General features: G+C 71.8%; 14 protein-coding genes. 9 read left to right on the top strand and 5 right to left on the bottom strand.

Annotated elements, in window-relative coordinates; genetic code table 11:
- Nucleotides 1-19 precede the first annotated feature (19 nt).
- From OOJ91_RS33245 to frr, 5 genes are all read left to right on the top strand, one after another.
- The gene (locus OOJ91_RS33245) at nucleotides 20-1180 is read left to right on the top strand and encodes a hypothetical protein (protein ID WP_266251340.1); all 1161 of its coding nucleotides are present in this window, start codon (nucleotides 20-22) and stop codon (nucleotides 1178-1180) included.
- Nucleotides 1181-1520: 340 nt separating this feature from the next.
- Nucleotides 1521-2453, top strand: a complete 933-nt coding sequence (gene rpsB / locus OOJ91_RS33240; protein WP_266251338.1) for a 30S ribosomal protein S2 — start codon at nucleotides 1521-1523, stop codon at nucleotides 2451-2453.
- 134 nt (nucleotides 2454-2587) lie between these two features.
- Nucleotides 2588-3415: a translation elongation factor Ts gene (tsf, locus tag OOJ91_RS33235; RefSeq protein ID WP_266251337.1), complete on the top strand. Its 828-nt coding sequence runs from the start codon at nucleotides 2588-2590 to the stop codon at nucleotides 3413-3415.
- A gap of 160 nt (nucleotides 3416-3575) precedes the next feature.
- Nucleotides 3576-4343, top strand: a complete 768-nt coding sequence (gene pyrH / locus OOJ91_RS33230; protein WP_151490294.1) for a UMP kinase — start codon at nucleotides 3576-3578, stop codon at nucleotides 4341-4343.
- Nucleotides 4344-4430: 87 nt separating this feature from the next.
- On the top strand, nucleotides 4431-4988 hold the full coding sequence (gene frr, locus OOJ91_RS33225) for a ribosome recycling factor (RefSeq protein WP_266251335.1): 558 nt from the start codon (nucleotides 4431-4433) through the stop codon (nucleotides 4986-4988).
- Between the two features lie 85 nt (nucleotides 4989-5073).
- Here frr and OOJ91_RS33220 read toward each other — a convergent pair whose 3' ends face one another.
- Nucleotides 5074-5517 (bottom strand): hypothetical protein, encoded by a 444-nt coding sequence (locus OOJ91_RS33220; RefSeq protein WP_266251333.1) that lies wholly within the window; start codon nucleotides 5515-5517, stop codon nucleotides 5074-5076.
- 340 nt (nucleotides 5518-5857) lie between these two features.
- Between OOJ91_RS33220 and OOJ91_RS33215 the strand changes: the two genes are divergently transcribed.
- The 3 genes from OOJ91_RS33215 to OOJ91_RS33205 all read left to right on the top strand — a co-directional run bounded on the left by OOJ91_RS33215 (nucleotide 5858) and on the right by OOJ91_RS33205 (nucleotide 9910).
- Nucleotides 5858-7354 (top strand): phosphatidate cytidylyltransferase, encoded by a 1497-nt coding sequence (locus OOJ91_RS33215; RefSeq protein WP_266251331.1) that lies wholly within the window; start codon nucleotides 5858-5860, stop codon nucleotides 7352-7354.
- Between the two features lie 104 nt (nucleotides 7355-7458).
- On the top strand, nucleotides 7459-8616 hold the full coding sequence (gene rlmN / locus OOJ91_RS33210; RefSeq protein ID WP_007456589.1) for a 23S rRNA (adenine(2503)-C(2))-methyltransferase RlmN: 1158 nt from the start codon (nucleotides 7459-7461) through the stop codon (nucleotides 8614-8616).
- Between the two features lie 31 nt (nucleotides 8617-8647).
- Nucleotides 8648-9910, top strand: coding sequence for a DivIVA domain-containing protein (locus OOJ91_RS33205; RefSeq protein ID WP_266251328.1), 1263 nt, complete (start codon nucleotides 8648-8650; stop codon nucleotides 9908-9910).
- An 87-nt stretch (nucleotides 9911-9997) separates the two neighbouring features.
- Here the strand turns inward: OOJ91_RS33205 and OOJ91_RS33200 are convergent, their stop codons facing one another.
- Nucleotides 9998-10222, bottom strand: coding sequence for a DUF2631 domain-containing protein (locus tag OOJ91_RS33200; RefSeq protein WP_007456591.1), 225 nt, complete (start codon nucleotides 10220-10222; stop codon nucleotides 9998-10000).
- A gap of 198 nt (nucleotides 10223-10420) precedes the next feature.
- On the opposite strand from OOJ91_RS33200, the gene OOJ91_RS33195 reads away from it, so the two are divergent.
- Nucleotides 10421-12001, top strand: coding sequence for a Rieske 2Fe-2S domain-containing protein (locus tag OOJ91_RS33195; protein ID WP_266251325.1), 1581 nt, complete (start codon nucleotides 10421-10423; stop codon nucleotides 11999-12001).
- An 87-nt stretch (nucleotides 12002-12088) separates the two neighbouring features.
- On the opposite strand, the gene OOJ91_RS33190 is transcribed toward OOJ91_RS33195, so the two are convergent.
- The 3 genes from OOJ91_RS33190 to OOJ91_RS33180 form a co-directional block, all read right to left on the bottom strand.
- Nucleotides 12089-13684 (bottom strand): phytoene desaturase family protein, encoded by a 1596-nt coding sequence (locus OOJ91_RS33190; protein WP_266251323.1) that lies wholly within the window; start codon nucleotides 13682-13684, stop codon nucleotides 12089-12091.
- 90 nt (nucleotides 13685-13774) lie between these two features.
- Nucleotides 13775-15661 carry a HAMP domain-containing sensor histidine kinase gene (locus tag OOJ91_RS33185; RefSeq protein ID WP_266251321.1) on the bottom strand — a complete coding sequence of 629 codons (1887 nt, stop codon included), beginning with the start codon at nucleotides 15659-15661 and terminating at the stop codon, nucleotides 13775-13777.
- Nucleotides 15651-16352 (bottom strand): response regulator transcription factor, encoded by a 702-nt coding sequence (locus OOJ91_RS33180; RefSeq protein WP_266251320.1) that lies wholly within the window; start codon nucleotides 16350-16352, stop codon nucleotides 15651-15653. The genes OOJ91_RS33185 and OOJ91_RS33180 overlap by 11 nt, the downstream gene beginning before the upstream one ends.
- Nucleotides 16353-16360: the final 8 nt, after the last annotated feature.

The raw sequence follows: 16360 nt of genomic DNA, 5'->3' as shown, positions 1-16360 counted from the left end.
GTCGCATACGGTGCCTGACGTGGACGGACGACGGAGCTTTCCGGAAGATCAGGAGTCGCGCTGGTACCCCGACGAGCGGGCTCGCGGTTACGGCGATTCCGAGTGGCGCGGTGCGGGTGAGCCGCGATACCGGGACGGCGAGATCCCCGAGCAGCGCGGGAGCGACGACGGCCGATCCGTCGAGGACACCGGCGTCGGCCGACGCCGGGAGCCGGATCCGGGGCGATTCGGCGGTACGCCGGAGCCAGGCTCGGGCCGCTTCGGCGCGATCGACGCGGGCCGCTTCGGCAGTGCGCCCGAGCCGGACTCGGGCCGTCTCAGCGCGCTGGACGTGGGCCGGCCCGAGCCGGACCCGGGCCGTTTGAGCGCGCTGGACGTGGGCCGGCCCGAGCCGGACTCCGGGCGGTTCGGCGCCGTCGAGGCCCCAGTGGGGAGGTTCGGCGGCAGCGAGCCCGACTCGGGACGCTTCGGCGCGGTAGACCCGCTGGGTGACGCGCGTGCGGAAGGGGACGGTTACCGGGCGACCCGCTCGCGCAGGGCGGATCGGGACCCTTCGGAGATCTCCGGTGAGCTGCCCGGCCGCCGAGCCGCCCGAGAGTCGCTGAGCACGGCCACGCCGGGAACGGCCCGAGACGCCGGGCCAGCGGCCCTCCGGGACACCCCGCCAGCGGCCACCGCAGACGCCGGGCCGGCGGCCGGGGTGCTCGCCGACCCGACCCGGCCCGCCCCGCTCGCCGGCTACCCGATCATCGAGCCGACCCGGGGTGGCGGGGACCAGCCGCACCCGCTGGAGATGCCGACCGGTCCGATGCCGGGGATCGGCCCCCGTCCCGACCTGTCCGTCGGCGAGCCGCCGGCGTACCCCCAGGCGGCCGACGGTGTCTACCGGACCCGCCGCCCGGCGCTGGCCGCGCTCTTCGCCCTGCTGGCGTTGATCTTCGAGGTCCCGGCGCTGCGGGTGCTGCTGGCGGGCGTCACCGGCGACCCGCTGGACGCCGGTAACGTCGTGGTGGGCATCTGCCTGGTCGCCGGGCTGCCGATCTTCGCATCGGGGCTGTACGGGCTCAGAACCGGCGGACTGGCGCTCTCCGACAGCGGACGGGGCTGGCTGCGCCCTCCGACGGCGTACCTGACCGTCGGCCTGGTGCTCTTCGTCGCCGCCGCCCTCGCCGCCGGCTGATCCCCGCGCAGCCGACCCGCCGGCTGATCCCCGCGCAGCCGACCCGCCGGCTGATCCCCGCGCGGCAGACCCAGCGCAGCCGACCCGGTCGGCTGATCCCCGCGTCGCCACCCCGCCCGCGCGTACCCGGAGGTCGGGGGGCGGGGAAGGGGCGTACACTGGCCAACTGGCGACCGCCTCGCGCGGTCGACCTCGCGCGCCCTCTTCACGAATCGTCGTGGAGCGACGGCCTCCCTGGTCCCGATCTTGATCGGGCCCACCATGGGCCGGCGACCAGGCGCCAGGACGCCCGGCCACCGGCCGGGCGTGACAACCAGGGATCTTGAGGAGTACCCCACCCATGGCCGTCGTGACCATGCGTCAGCTGCTGGAGAGCGGTGTCCACTTCGGGCACCAGACCCGGCGCTGGAACCCGAAGATGAAGCGCTTCATCATGACCGAGCGCAACGGCATCTACATCATCGACCTGCGCCAGACTCTCGACTACATCGAGAAGGCGTACGAGTTCGTGCGTGGGACCGTCGCGGAGGGTGGCAGCATCCTCTTCGTCGGCACCAAGAAGCAGGCCCAGGAGGCCATCGCCGAGCAGGCGACCCGGGTCGGTCAGCCGTACGTCAACCACCGCTGGCTCGGTGGCATGCTGACCAACTTCCAGACGGTGTACAAGCGGCTCCAGCGGATGAAGGAGCTGGAGGGTCTTGGTGACCTCAGCGGCACCGCCGCCGGTTACACCAAGAAGGAGACCCTGCAGCTCTCCCGCGAGAAGATCAAGCTGACCCGCACGCTTGGTGGTCTGCGGGACATGCAGAAGCTGCCGGCCGCGGTCTGGATCGTCGACACCAAGAAGGAGCACATCGCCGTCGACGAGGCCCGCAAGCTGGGCATCCCGGTGATCGCCGTCCTCGACACCAACTGTGACCCGGACGAGGTCGACTTCCCGATCCCGGGTAACGACGACGCGATCCGCTCGGCCGAGCTGCTGACCAAGGTCGTCGCGGCCGCCGTCGCGGACGGTCTCATCGCGCGTTCCGGCCGTCGCCGGGGCAACGACGAGAAGCCCGAGGGTGTCGCGAGCGACGAGCCGCTGACCGAGTGGGAGCGCGAGCTGCTGGAGCCGAAGAAGGCCGACGAGTCGGCCGCCCCGGCCGAGCAGCCGGCCGCTGCCGCCGCCGAGCAGCCCGCCACCGAGCAGCCGGCCACCGAGCAGCCCGCCACCCCGGAGCAGCCGGCGCAGGCCGCCACCGAGCAGCCGGCGGCCGCCACCGCGGAGTGACCCGCACCGCCGCTGCCCGCCGTCCGTTTTCGCGAACGGCGGGCAGCGGCGGTACGCCGGGCACGATCCGCCCGGATCCGGGTAACCGGCACCTCTGACCATCCACACGCCGTCTCAACACCGAAGAGAGAGCCATGTCCCAAATCACCGCCGCGGACGTCAAGAAGCTCCGCGACCTCACCGGCGCCGGCATGATGGACAGCAAGAAGGCGCTGACCGAGGCCGAGGGCGACTTCGACAAGGCCATCGAGATCCTGCGCGTCAAGGGCGCCAAGGACGTCGGCAAGCGGGCCGGCCGTACGGCCGCCAACGGCCTGGTCGCCCACTCCGGCAAGGCGCTGCTCGAGCTCAACTGCGAGACCGACTTCGTCGCCAAGACCGAGTCGTTCATCGCGCTGGCCCAGCAGTTGGTGGAGCACGGCGAGCGTTCCGGCGTGAACAGCGCCGAGGAGCTGCTCGCCTCCGAGCTCGACGGCAAGGTCGTCGCGGACCTGATCCAGGAGCAGTCCGCCAAGATCGGCGAGAAGCTGGTGCTCAACCGGTTCGCCAAGGTCGAGGGCACCACAGCGGTCTACCTGCACCGCAAGGCCCAGGACCTGCCGCCTGCCGTCGGCGTGCTGGTGTCGTACACCGGCAAGTCCGACGAGGCGGGCGACGCCGACGCCCGTGGCGTCGCCATGCAGATCGCCGCGATGCGGCCGAAGTACCTCACCCGGGACGAGGTTCCGGCCGAGGTCGTCGAGTCCGAGCGGCGCATCGCCGAGCAGACCGCCCGCGAGGAGAACAAGCCCGAGGCGGCCCTGCCGAAGATCGTCGACGGTCGGGTGAACTCCTTCTTCAAGGACTACGTCCTCGTCGAGCAGGCGTCCGTGGCTGACAACAAGAAGACTGTGAAGCAGATGCTGGCCGAGGCCGGCATCGAGGTCACCCGCTTCGTGCGGTTCGAGGTCGGCCAGGCCTGAGCCGCCACCGGGCGCCGCGCGCCCGTGGGCAGGAGACGTCGACGAGGAGGCCGCCGGTGTACGTGACAGGCACCGCGGCCTCCTCGTCACATAGGGTCGGCAGCGGCAGGTTCGCGGTAACGCGTCGCGCGGGGCGTGCGCGTGGGGGAAGGCGGGGCGGATGACGCAGGTTGTGAGTGACCGGACGCTGGCGGTGGACGATCCGACGGCGCCGCCGCCGGGGCGGGCCCGCCGGGTGGTGCTGAAGCTCTCGGGTGAGGTGTTCGGCGGTGGCGCGATAGGCGTCGATCCGGACGTCGTGCAGGCCATCGCCCGGCAGATCGCCACAGTGGTCCGCCGCGGCGTGCAGGTCTCCGTGGTGGTCGGCGGGGGCAACTTCTTCCGTGGCGCGGAGCTGCAGAAGCGCGGGATGGACCGCGCTCGCGCCGACTACATGGGCATGCTCGGCACCGTGATGAACTGCCTCGCGCTGCAGGACTTCCTGGAGAAGGAGGGCATCGAGACCCGGGTGCAGAGCGCCATCACGATGGCCCAGGTCGCCGAGCCGTACATCCCGCTGCGGGCGATCCGGCACCTGGAGAAGGGCCGTGTGGTCATCTTCGGCGCCGGCGCGGGCATGCCGTACTTCTCCACCGACACCGTGGCCGCCCAGCGGGCGCTGGAGATCCGGGCCGACGTGGTGCTGATGAGCAAGAACGGCGTGGACGGCGTCTACACCGCCGATCCGCGGATCGACCCCACCGCCAGCAAGCTCGACTCGATCACCTTCTCCGAGGTGCTGCGCCGCAACCTGCGGGTGGCCGACGCCGCAGCGTTCAGCCTCTGCATGGAGAACGGCCTGCCGATGTTGGTCTTCGGCGCGCAGGGTGACGACACCATCATCCGCGCGGTGGGTGGCGACAAGATCGGCACCCTGATCACCGCCTGAGCCCGCCCCGCCCCGGGCGACGGCCGCGGCGGTCCTGACGACTTTCAGCAGAGCCCACGACGAGCACAGAAGGAGGCGAGGAGACCGGTGATCGACGACACCCTCCTCGAGGCCGAGGAGAAGATGGAGCGTGCGGTTGAGCACGCCAAGGAGGAGTTCGGCGCCATCCGTACCGGTCGCGCCAACGCCGCCATGTTCTCCAAGGTCATCATCGACTACTACGGCACGCCCACGCCGCTGACCCAGATGGCGTCGATCGCGGTGCCCGAGCCGCGGATGGCCGTCATCAAGCCGTACGACAACTCGCAGATCAACGCGATGGAGAAGGCGATCCGCGACTCGGACCTCGGGGTGAACCCGAACAACGAGGGCAACCAGCTGCGCATCCTGCTCCCGCAGATGACCGAGGAGCGCCGCCGCGACATGATCAAGGTGGCCAGGAACAAGGGCGAGGAGGCCAAGGTGGCCATCCGCAACGTCCGCCGCCGTGGCAAGGAGGAGCTGGACCGGATCGTCAAGGACGGCGAGGCCGGCGAGGACGACGGCCGCCGCGCCGAGAAGGAGCTGGACGACCTGACGCAGCGCTACGTCGCCAGCATCGACGACCTGGTCAAGCACAAGGAGACCGAGCTGTTGGAGGTCTGAGGCCGCACCCGGCGTTCGCCGGGTGCGCAGCAGCCGACGTGAGGCCCGCCCCCGATCCGGGGACGGGCCTCGTGCCGTTCGAGCGTCAGCGGGGGATCCGGACGGTACGGGTCGTCTCGGTCAGGGTCGTTCCGACGTACGCGTCGTGCAGCTCGAAGCGCACGGTGGCCCGACCCGGGTGCAGCACCGGGCCACCCCGGTAGAAGCCCATCGAGATGCTGGCGGTGCCGCCGTCGCAGACGATCTCGCCGGCGCCGAGGCCGCCGGTGGCCCAGTAGGTCGGCAGGCCGTCCTGGATAAGCGACGCCGACAGGAAGTACACGCCGGTCGGGCAGTTGCGCACCTCCCCCCGGGCGATGGCGGCCGGGTACGCCGGCCCGGTCCCGTCGGGGCTTCCGTCGTACAGGTAGATCTCGCTGGTGCGGTGGTCGATCCTGATGCTGGCGTGCCGCGTCGCCGCGGTGGCCGGTGTGGCCGCCGTCAGGACGAGGGCGACAATCGTCAACATCGCCAGGCTGATTCTGCGCACGAACGCTCCTTCCCCGCTGTGGTGCGGAAACCGCCGGCGGACGCCGGCACACCGACAGCCGACCATCGATGGGCAGCGCGGGTCATCCCCTGTTCGCCCGGATGCACGGTCGGATAGGCGTCGGTGCGCCGCCGGGGCCCCGACGGTCAGGGGCGCCATCGTCCGCCTCGCCCCGGCGGCGGGTGCAGTAGGCTCGGCAGGATTCCCGGCCACCGGGCGGTGCGCACCGGGAATCGACCGACCGTCGGGGCGGTCGAGCCGGAGGAACACAGTCGCGCGTGTAGGGGATGCTTGTGGTCTTGCGTCATGTGGTGGTACTCGTGCCGCGTCGCGGTGCGTGATGTCCCACCCCGACCCCTACACCGACGAACCGCGCGGCTGGGACCGGCCGGAGCGCCCGGTCGCCCTGCCCTGGCCCGAGCAGGAGCTTGAGGCGGGCCAGTGGAGCCGCCGTCCGGCCGTCGGGCCCGAGTTGTACGCCGAGCCACGCACCCGCCCGTACGCGGAGCCGTACCCGGCAGACCCGTACGACGAGCGTGGCCGGGCGGTTCGTCCGGACGACCGGGACCGGCGCGACCGTTTCACCGACCGGGACCGCTACGACGACGATCGGAACCAGCCCGACCGGTACGACGACCGTGGTGGCCCCGGCCGCTACGGCGACCGCCCGCCAGCGGGCGACGCCCCGGCGCACTACGCCGACCCCGGCGCTGCCCAGCGTTACGACGACCGCGACGCGCCGCCGCGTTTCGACGACCGTGACGCGCCATCGCGTTTCGACGACCGCGACGTTCCGCCGCGCTACGACGACCGTGACGCGCCGTCGCGTTTCGACGACCGTGACGTTCCGCCGCGCTTCGACGACGATGCCGGTTACCCGACCGCGCAGCTCGCGCCCATCGGCGCCGAGATCCTGCCGGACGATGACCCGGTGACCGAGCCGGAGCCGCCGACCGGACGGCGGCCGAGGGGCCGGCGACGGGCCAGCCTCGACCGGCCGGCGACCCAGCAGGTGGGCACCGGGCGGGCCGGCCGGAACCTGCCGGCGGCGATCGGGGTCGGGCTCGGCCTCGGCGCGCTGATCGTGGTTCCGCTGGTCTTCTACCCGCTTGCGTTCCTGCCGGTGATCGCCGCCGCCATCGCGGTAGGCATCTGGGAGATGGCCCGGGCGGTCCGCCGCAGCGGCGCCCACCCGCCGCTGGTGCCGCTGCTCGCCGGTGGCGTGCTGACCATCGGGCTGGCGTGGTTCGCTGGCCCGGACGCCCTCAGCCTGGGCCTGCTGGTCACCGTCCTGGGCACGATGATCTGGCGGTTGGGCGACGGCCCGGCCGGCTTCCAGCGGGATCTCACCGCGGCCACCCTGATCGCGGTCTACGTGCCGTTCCTCGGCGGTTTCGCGGCGTTGCTGGCGGCGGCCCCCGACGACGGCCGGTTGCGCATCCTGGCCACGCTGATCGCGGTGGTCCTCTCCGACACCGGCGGGTATGCGGCAGGCGTCTCCTTCGGCCGCCACCCGATGGCACCGTCGATCAGCCCGAAGAAGTCCTGGGAGGGTTTCGCCGGCTCGGTCACCGCGGCGGCGCTGGGCAGTGCCCTGCTGCTGTGGCTGATGTTCGAGGTGGCTCCCTGGTGGGGTGCCGTCTTCGGGGTGGCGGTCTCCTGCGCGGCGGTCCTCGGCGATCTCGCCGAATCGATGATCAAGCGGGACCTCGGGGTCAAGGACATGAGCAACCTGCTGCCCGGGCACGGTGGCCTGATGGACCGGCTGGACTCGATCCTGTTCGCGGTGCCGACCGCGTACCTGCTGTTGGCGATCTTCGTGCCGGTGGTGGGGTGAGGCATGGATCACCGTGGCCCGAGCGTTCCCGACCGGCGGCCGGGGCCGGTTCCACGCCTCCGGAGGGGTGCCCGGCGCCGGAGGCGTGACACACTGGACCAGCCATGACGAGCCTGCCGTTGATCCCCGCCCTGTCGGACGCCCCCGCCGCACGCCGGGCCTCCATGCCACCGCAGCACCTCGCCGACCTGGACCTGGCCGGCCGCCAGGCGCTTGTCGCCGGGCTCGGTGAGCCCGCCTTCCGTGCCAAGCAGATCTCCAACCACTACTTCGGGCGGCTGGTTCGCGACCCGCAGGCGATGACCGACCTTCCCGCGGCGACGCGTGAGCGGCTTGCCGACCAGCTGCTGCCCACGCTGCTCAACCCGGTGCGTGAGCTGGCCTGTGACGACGGCGCGACCCGCAAGGCGCTCTGGAAGCTGCACGACGGTGCGCTCGTGGAGAGCGTGCTGATGGGCTATCCGGACCGGGTCACGGTCTGCATCTCCAGCCAGGCGGGGTGCGGCATGGCCTGCCCGTTCTGCGCCACCGGCCAGGCCGGGCTGACCCGCAACCTGTCCACGGCGGAGATCGTCGACCAGGCGGTCTACCTGGCCGGGGTGGCGGCGTCCGGTGCGGTCGCCGGTTCACCGCCGCGGCTGTCGCACGTCGTGTTCATGGGCATGGGCGAGCCGCTGGCCAACTACAACAGGGTCATCGCGGCGATCCGTCGGCTGGTCAGCCCCGCTCCGGAGGGCCTGGGCCTGTCCCAGCGGCACATCACCGTCTCCACTGTCGGCCTGGTTCCGGCCATCCGCCGACTGGCCAGCGAAGACCTCTCTGTGACCCTTGCGTTGTCGTTGCACGCGCCCGATGATGATCTGCGCGACGAACTCGTGCCGGTGAACCAGCGCTGGAAGGTAGCCGAGGTGCTGGACGCAGCGTGGGACTACGCCGCCCGGACGGGTCGTCGTGTGTCGATCGAATACGCAATGATCAAGGACGTGAACGACCAGCCGTGGCGAGCTGACCTGCTCGGGCGGCTGTTGGCCGGCAAGTTGGCGCACGTGAACCTCATCCCGCTCAATCCGACGCCGGGCAGCCGCTGGGACGCGAGCCCGAAGCCGGTCGAGCGGGAGTTCGTCCGGCGCTTGCGTGACGCGGGAGTGTCCACCACCGTACGGGACACCCGGGGCCGCGAGATCGACGGCGCGTGTGGCCAGCTCGCCGCCGCCGAGGACACCGACACCTTCACCGACCGCGCCGGAGAGGCACCGGCGTGACCGGGCGTGGCGAACGAGACCAGGAGACATAGTGGCGAGTCAGGGTCAGCGTTTCCGGCGCAAGGCGCTCCGCCGGGGATACAAGGTCGACGAGGTGGATGCCTTCCTCGACCGGGTGGAGGCGACGCTCGACGGCCGGCAGGTGGGTGCGCCGGTGGCCTCCCAGGAGGTCCACGACGTCGTCTTCCGGGTCCGGTTCAACGGCTACGACGAGTGGCAGGTCGACCTGCACCTGGACCGGGTCGAGCGACAGCTGGCCGAGCTGGAGGAGCGCACGAGCGCCGGGCGCGGTGGTGACCCTCGGATGGCTGACCGGTTGGGTCCGCCGGACCGGATGGGCCCGCCGCTGCGTGACGACCGTGGGGGCATGGTTCCGCAGCCGATGCCGCCCCGGCCGATGCCCGCGCAGGCCGGTCCGCCCGCCGACCGCTACGGCCGGTACGACGAGCCCACCGGCGCCTTCGCCGGCGGGTACGACGCCCCCCGCGGCGGCTACGACGCGCAGCGCGGCCCCGGCGGCCCTCCTCCGATGGGGCCGGGTGGTCCGATGGGTGGCCACGGCGTCCCGCCGCGCGGCCTGCCGGCCGGTCCGGGCGGGTACGGTCCGCCCGATGACCAGCGTGGGCCCGGCGGGTACGGCCCGCCCGATGACCAGCGTGGGCCCGGCGGGTACGGCCCGCCCGACGACCAGCGTGGGCCTGGCGGGTACGGCCCGCCCGACGACCAGCGCATGCCCGGCGGCTTCGGTCCGCCCGACGACAAGCGTGGGCCTGGCGGTTACGGTCCACCCGATGACCAGCGTGGGCCCGGCGGCGGTTACCCGCCGGAGGAGCCCCGCTTCGACGGCTTCGAGGCCGGTCGGCACGGCCGGGCGGACATGACCGCCGAGATCCGGATGCCCGAACGGGACCTGCGCGACCTGCGCCGTGGCCCGGTCGGCCCGCCCCCGATGCCGCAGCAGGGCATGGGTGGCCCGCCGATGGCTGGCCCGCCCGCCGTGGCCGGTCCTCCGATGGTCGGTCCGCCGATGGCCGGCCCGCCCGGCAGCGACCTGTACCGGGTCGACCAGATCCGCCGCAGCTTCCAGGTGCGCCGGTTCGGCAGCGGGTACGACCCGGACCAGGTGGACCGATTCTTCGAGACCCTGCTCGGCGGCATGCAGCGCCGCAACCCGATGCCTGTCGACCCGAAGGATCTGGACACGCTCCGGTTCGGCCTGGTGCCTGGCGGCTACTTCGAGGCCGAGGTCGACGCCGCGCTCAAGGACGTGCAGGACATCCTCTTCGGGCGCTGACCCCGACGCGTACGCGAACGAGGGCCCGTCCCCGGGTGGGGGCGGGCCCTCGGCGTCTGTCGGCCTGTCGTCCGTCGGCCGGTCGGGTCAGGAGCGCAGGCCGTTGCGCCGCAGCACGGCGTCGCCGATCACGATGACCAGCAGCAGCGCGGCCAGGCCGACCAGCCAGATGTCCTCGACCCTGCCCTCGTGGTTGCCGCAGAACGCCATGACGACCAGCGCCAGCGCGGACAGCACGGCGCCGATGCGCCCCGACTTGCGGTGCCCGGGCTTGTGCTGGTCCGGCGACGTTACCGGCTCGCTTCCTGCCACTGTCGGTCCTTCCCTCGCGATCGGATCTTTGGTTAGTCTGGCACGCCTCCCGCCCGGGGCGGCGCGGTGGGGGTTTCCTCGCCTTCTGGCCCTGCCCGCCCAGGCCGGACGGCACTACGGGCGTCGCGGGGTGGCGGTCAGACTCCCTCCGGTAGCGTTTGGCGTACACCTGATTGTCTGTTTGAGGGGGACTGTGCGGTGCGAGTGACCGGAACCGGGCACGCCAGCATGCGGATCGACACGGCCGCGGGCAGCATCCTGTGCGACCCGTGGGTCAACCCGGCCTACTTCGCCTCCTGGTTTCCCTTCCCGGACAATTCGCTGCTCGACTGGGAGACCCTGGGCCAGGTCGACTACCTGTACGTCTCCCACCTGCACCGGGACCACTTCGACGCGAAGCATCTGCGGGACTTCGTCTCCAAGGACGCCACTGTCCTGCTCCCCGAGTTCCCCACCTCGGAGATGGAGGACGAGTTCCGGGCGCTGGGCTTCACGAAGTTCCTGAAGGCCCCCAACGAGCAGGTCGTGGAGCTGGACGGCGGCCTGAAGATCATGATCCAGGCGTTGACCAGCCCCACCGACGGCCCGATCGGCGACTCCTCGCTCTGGGTCGAGTACGAGGGTGTGCGGCTGCTCAACCAGAACGACGCCCGCCCCACCGACCTGAGCGTCTTCGCCGAGCTGGGGCACGTGCACGCGCACCTGCTCCAGTTCTCCGGCGCGATCTGGTACCCGATGGTCTACGAGCTGCCGCAGGCGGCGAAGACCGCGTTCGGCAAGCAGAAGCGCGACAGGCAGTTCGACCGGACGTGGCGCTACATCGACGACCTGAAGGCCGACCACGTCTTTCCGATCGCCGGCCCGCCGTGCTTCCTCGACGACGAGCTGTGGCAGTTCAACGACATCCACGGCGACGAGGGCAACATCTTCCCGGACCAGTCGGTCTTCCTGAGCGAGTACGCCAAGGTCGGCGGCACCAACGGCATCGTGCTGCTGCCGGGCAGCGTCGCCGAGGTCACCACCGAGGGCGCGAGCACGACCCACCCGGTGCCGGTGGAGGAGTTCTTCGCGAACAAGGTGGCCCACCTGGAGGAGATGCGGGAGCGCAAGCGCCCGGTCATCGAGGCGGAGAAGGCGTCCTGGCGGCACCCCGAGGTGGACGTGCTGGGCCAGATGAAGAGCCGGATCGAGCCGCTGCTCGACGAGTCGATCTACCTGGCCAAGGGCGTGGGCGGTCCGGTGCGCTTCGATCTGGTGGGCTACGACGGCGAGAGCGTCGAGTCGATCGTGGTGGACTTCCCCGGCAAGGAGGTCCGGCCGTACGCGGACGAGAAGGTCCGCTACCGCTTCCGGACCGAGCGGTCGCTCATCGAGCACCTGCTCTTCATCGACGAGGTGGACTGGGTCAACTCGCTCTTCCTGTCCTGCCGGTTCTCGGCGGCCCGGATCGGTCAGTACAACGAGTTCGTCTACGCGTTCTTCAAGTGCCTCTCCGAGGAGCGACTCCAGTACGCCGAGGGCTGGTACGACGAGCACGAGCGCAGCACCGACGCCGAGGACATCACGCTTGGCGACTGGGTGGTGCAGCGGCGGTGCCCGCACCTGAAGGCGGACCTGACCCGGTTCGGCATCGTCGAGGGTGACCAGCTCACCTGCCAGCTGCACGGCTGGCGCTTCGACCTGCCCAGCGGCCGCTGCCTGACAAGCGTGGGCCACAAGGTAAGAGCCCACCGCGTAGACGCAGAAACCCCCGCCCCGGCAGGCGAAGCCACGATCTGACCCGGCTCCAGGCGCGTCGATCATGGAGTTATTGCCGCGACACGCCGCTGCGGCGGGCAATAACTTCATGATCAACGCGTGTCGTCGTCAGTGGCCCAGGTCCGTGAGGATGCGGCGGGCGGCGTTGTGGCCGGCGGCGCCGATCACGCTGCCGGCCGGGTGGCAGCCGGCGCTGCCCGCGTACACGCCGTCGATGCCTGTGGCGTAGGGCATGCGGTCGGTGAACGAGACGGTGTTGTCCACGTGGTGGATGTGCCCGCCGGTGATGCCGAAGTGCGCCTCGATGCCCGGCGGGGGCAGCGGCACCGCGTCGGCGATCAGGTCGGCGGTGCCGGGGGCGTACCGCTCGACGATCCCGACGAGCCGGTCGACGTACCCGGGCAGCGCCGCATCCCAGGTGGTGCCGGCCAGCTCGTAGGGGACCGACTGGACGAACAGCGCCGACGAGTGGTGCCCGGCGGCGTCGGAGAGCGACGGGTCGACAGTGGTGTGCAGGTACCACTCGATTGTGGGCTCCGCCGGCAGCCGCCCGGCCTGCACGTCGGCCCACATGGCGCGCAGAGCGGTCATCGGGGAGGTGGCGTCGCCGCCGACAAGCGACGCGGACCCGGGCAGCAGGTGGATCGTCGAGCCGAACGGGCTCGGCGTGCCGGCCGGCAGGCAGGAGAAGCGCGGCAGCCCGCTGAGCGCCAGGTTGAGCTTGAGGGTGGTGCCGGGCCGGCGGACCGCCGCCATCCGTTCGCCGAGCCGCGCCGGGAGCGCGCCGTCGGGCAACAGGTCCATCAGCCGGTACGGGTCACATGCGCCGAGCACCACCCTCGCGGCGACCTCCCGACCGTCGGCCAGCACGACTCCGCTGGCCGTGCCGCCGTCCAGGGTCACCGCGCTGACCGGCGTACCCGTCAGGATCGTCGCACCGGCGGCGCGCGCGGCGTCGGCGAACGTCCGGGAGACGGTGCCCATCCCGCCCTCGGCGATCATCCAGGTGCCGCCGGAGCCGGGCAGCCGGCACATGTTGTGCACGAGGAAGTTGTGGCCGGTCCCGGGGTCGTCCGGGCCGGCGTTGAGGCCGGACAGGCCGTCGGTGACCGCGTACATGCTGACCAGCAGCTCGGAGCGGAACTCGAACCGGGCCAGGTAGTCCGCGACCGAGCCCCGGACGAGGTCGACGAAGACCTGCCGCAGTGCCGGGCGGACGTGCCGCTCGGCGGTCTCCTCGGCGGTCAGCGGCTCGGCCAGCCAGGCCGGTGCGAGGTCCTCGCGCAGAGCGGCCAACTCGGCCTGCATGGCGTCGTCGGCGGCCACGTCGGCGGGGGAGAAGAACGCGGCGAGCTGCGCCCGGGTGGCGGCGGTGTCGCTGCCGAAGAGCAGGTACGGCGAGCCGAGGCCGCCGGGCGTGGGCAGGAAGTAGTGCGGGTCGCGGCGCAGCACCGGTATCCGCACGTCGAGCGTGGCGAGCAGTTCCGGTGGCATGAGCCCGAGCAGGTACGACCCGGTGGAGTGGCGCAGCCCCGGCACCTTCGGGAACGGGTTCTCGGTGCGGGTCGCGCCGCCGATCACGTCGGCCGCCTCAAGCACGAGAACGTCCAGCCCGGCGCGGGCCAGCAGAATCGCGGAGACCAGACCGTTGTGCCCGGCACCAACGATCACGACATCAGCGCGCTCGGGAAGTTCACTGCTCATGCCGCCGCAGCCTAGTCCGTGCCACCCCTGCCCGCGGTGATCAAGAGGTTTGCGTCAGCAGGCGCCGTCCGGATGACGCAAACCTCTTGATCACCAAGGGCCGGTGGGGGAGGAGGGAGGGCCGGCGGGGGAGGAGGGAGGGTCGGTGGGGAGGTGGAGGGTGAATGTGGTGCCCTGGGGTGGGGTGCTGGTGGCGGTTACCGTGCCGTTGTGGGCCTCGGCCAGTTTGCGGACGATTGCCAGGCCCAGGCCGCTGCCTCCGGTCTGGCGACTGCGCGACTTCTCCGCCCGCCAGAACCGGTCGAACACGCGGGGCAGGTCCTCGGCGCTGATGCCGCTGCCGGTGTCGGCGACCGCGATTGTCACCCCGCCGTTCGCCGTCCGGGCGCTGATCGTCACGCTGCCACCCGCGGGGGTGTGGCGTACGGCGTTGGTGACGAGGTTGCCGACGGCCTGGCGCAGCCGCACCGGGTCGGCGTACACCTGTGGGTCGGCGTCGACCCGCACCGAGAGGTCGACGGCGGCACTGTCGGCCTGGACACGGTGCGCCTCCGCCACCTGGGCCAGCAGGTCGGCGAGGTAGACCTGTTCGGGGTGCAGCCGCAGGGCGCCGGCGTCGGCCTGGGCGAGGTCCTGCAGGTCGGCGATGACATGTTGGAGGAGCGTGGCTTCCTCCAGCAGCGACGACACCAGTCTCCGGTCCAGGGCGGCGACGCCGTCCTCGGCGGCCTCCAACCAGCCCCGGATGTTGGTGACAGGCGTACGCATCTCGTGCGCGATGTCGCTGACCATGGCCCGGCGCAGGTGTTCCAGGCGTTCGCGCCGCTCGGACATGTCGTTGAACGCCTCGGCCAGCCGGGCGATCTCGTCCCGACCGCTGACCTGGACGCGGGCGGAACCGTCGCCGTCGCGCATCCGCTGCGCGGCTCCGGTCAGGGCGTGCAGCGGCCGGGTCAGCCGGATGCCGGCGAGCACGGTGACGCCGACGGTCACCAGCAGCACGAGACCGGCTACCGCGGCGATGCGGGCCTGGTTGGTCCGGGACAGGTCGAAGGTGCTCGTCGGTCGACCGCCCGGATCCGCGACGAACAGGGTTGCCGCCGGTGCCACGTACGGGAGGAGTTGTTCCCGTCGGCTGGTGCCGACGCAGGAATTGACCGCGCGGCTGTGCTCCTGGTCGATCGTGGTGCCGGCCCGGGAGGTTTCGGTTGCGGCGGCGCGCTGTCTCGTCCAGGTCCAGTCCAGCTCGACTCGCACGGGAGGCAGTTGGCGGCGGGCCAGGCAGGTGTTCACAAGCGCGTTGAGCTGCGCCAGCGCCTTGCGCTCGGTGGCCGTGGGGTCCGCCAGGTCCGATCGGTCCTGGAGGCAGGCGATGGTGTCGCTCAGGTCGGTGCCGGGGGTGTCGATGCGGGGTCGGCCGGTGGGGCCGTCCACGACGGCGGCCTCGATCTTCGCCCGCCCCTGGAGGCAGGTGACGGCCTGCGTCGCCCGGTCGCGCAGGGCCCGGCGTTCGTCGGGCGGGAGCAGGTACGGACCTGTGGTGCGGGGATCGATGCGGGCGCTCCCCGTGTCGCCGCTGGCGAGCGCGTCGATGCCGGGGGTCAGCGCGGTGTCGACGGAGAGCGCGTCGACGGTCGCGGAGGGCTTCGCCGGCAGCGGACCCGCCTCGGGTGCCGAGTCGGCGACCGGCGTGCCGGATTCGGTGGTCAGGGTGATGCGCCGGCCGACCTGCTCGGCGAGCGGTCGCACTGTCGTGTCGACGCCGTCCCAGGTCGGGTGGGTCGCCGCGTAGGCGATGAGCGTGTCGTAGATGCGGGCGTCGTCGGCGAGCGCCTGCCCCTGTTCCTGCCGGATCGCCCCGGTCGTGGTGCGGACGGCCAGCCAGGCGGTGGCCGCGATCGAGCCGACGGCGATGAGGACTGCAAGCGTCAGCAGCCGGAGCAGCAGGCTGCGGTGCAGCGGCACCTCACGCCGCACGGTGGCTCTCCTCGGCCAGTTTGTAGCCGACGCCGTACACGGTCACCAGGCGGGTCGGCTTGCGCGGATTGGGCTCGATCTTCCGGCGCAGGTTCATGACGTGGACGTCGACGGTCCGGCCGGTGATGTACCTGTCGAACCCGTGCAGGTAGCCGAGGAGTTGGTCGCGGGTGAAGGCGCGTCCGGGCTGGGCGGCCATCGCCTGGAGCAGATGGAATTCGCCAGGTGTGCAGTCGACGCGTCGTCCGTCGGCGCGTACCTCGTGCCGGACCGGGTCGACGTGCAGCGCGCCGACCCGCAGCACCGGATCGACCACGGGCGCCGACCGCTGCCCCCGGCGCAGCAGCGTCCGCACGCGGGCGACCAGCTCGCGCGGGCTGTACGGCTTCGTCATGTAGTCGTCGGCGCCCAGGTCGAGGCCGAGCAGCAGGTCGTCCTCGGTCGACCGGGCGGTCAGCATGAGCACCGGCAGGTCGGATTCGCGGCGGAGGATGCGGCAGACGTCCAGGCCGTCGACCTTCGGCATCATCACGTCGAGGATCAGCAGCGCCGGTGGGCGTTGGCGGACCTGCTCCAGGGCGGCCCGCCCGTCGCCGACGACGATGACGGCGTGGCCCTCCCGTTCGAGGTAGCGGCGTGCCAACTCGGCCTGCTTCTCGTCGTCCTCCGCTATCAGCACCAGCGCTCCCACGGCAGCGA

Source organism: Micromonospora lupini, assembly GCF_026342015.1.
In the GTDB taxonomy this organism is placed as follows: Bacteria; Actinomycetota; Actinomycetes; order Mycobacteriales; family Micromonosporaceae; genus Micromonospora; species Micromonospora lupini_B.
This window is presented reverse-complemented; position numbering and strand designations above follow the sequence as displayed.

What these genes read in the sequence shown, in the direction of transcription:
- OOJ91_RS33190 (WP_266251323.1), bottom strand. Translation starts at nt 13,684, where the DNA reads ATGAGCAGTGAACTTCCCGAGCGCGCTGATGTCGTGATCGTTGGTGCC.
- pyrH (WP_151490294.1), top strand. Translation starts at nt 3,576, where the DNA reads ATGACGCAGGTTGTGAGTGACCGGACGCTGGCGGTGGACGATCCGACG.
- OOJ91_RS33215 (WP_266251331.1), top strand. Translation starts at nt 5,858, where the DNA reads ATGTCCCACCCCGACCCCTACACCGACGAACCGCGCGGCTGGGACCGG.
- tsf (WP_266251337.1), top strand. Translation starts at nt 2,588, where the DNA reads ATGTCCCAAATCACCGCCGCGGACGTCAAGAAGCTCCGCGACCTCACC.
- rlmN (WP_007456589.1), top strand. Translation starts at nt 7,459, where the DNA reads ATGACGAGCCTGCCGTTGATCCCCGCCCTGTCGGACGCCCCCGCCGCA.
- rpsB (WP_266251338.1), top strand. Translation starts at nt 1,521, where the DNA reads ATGGCCGTCGTGACCATGCGTCAGCTGCTGGAGAGCGGTGTCCACTTC.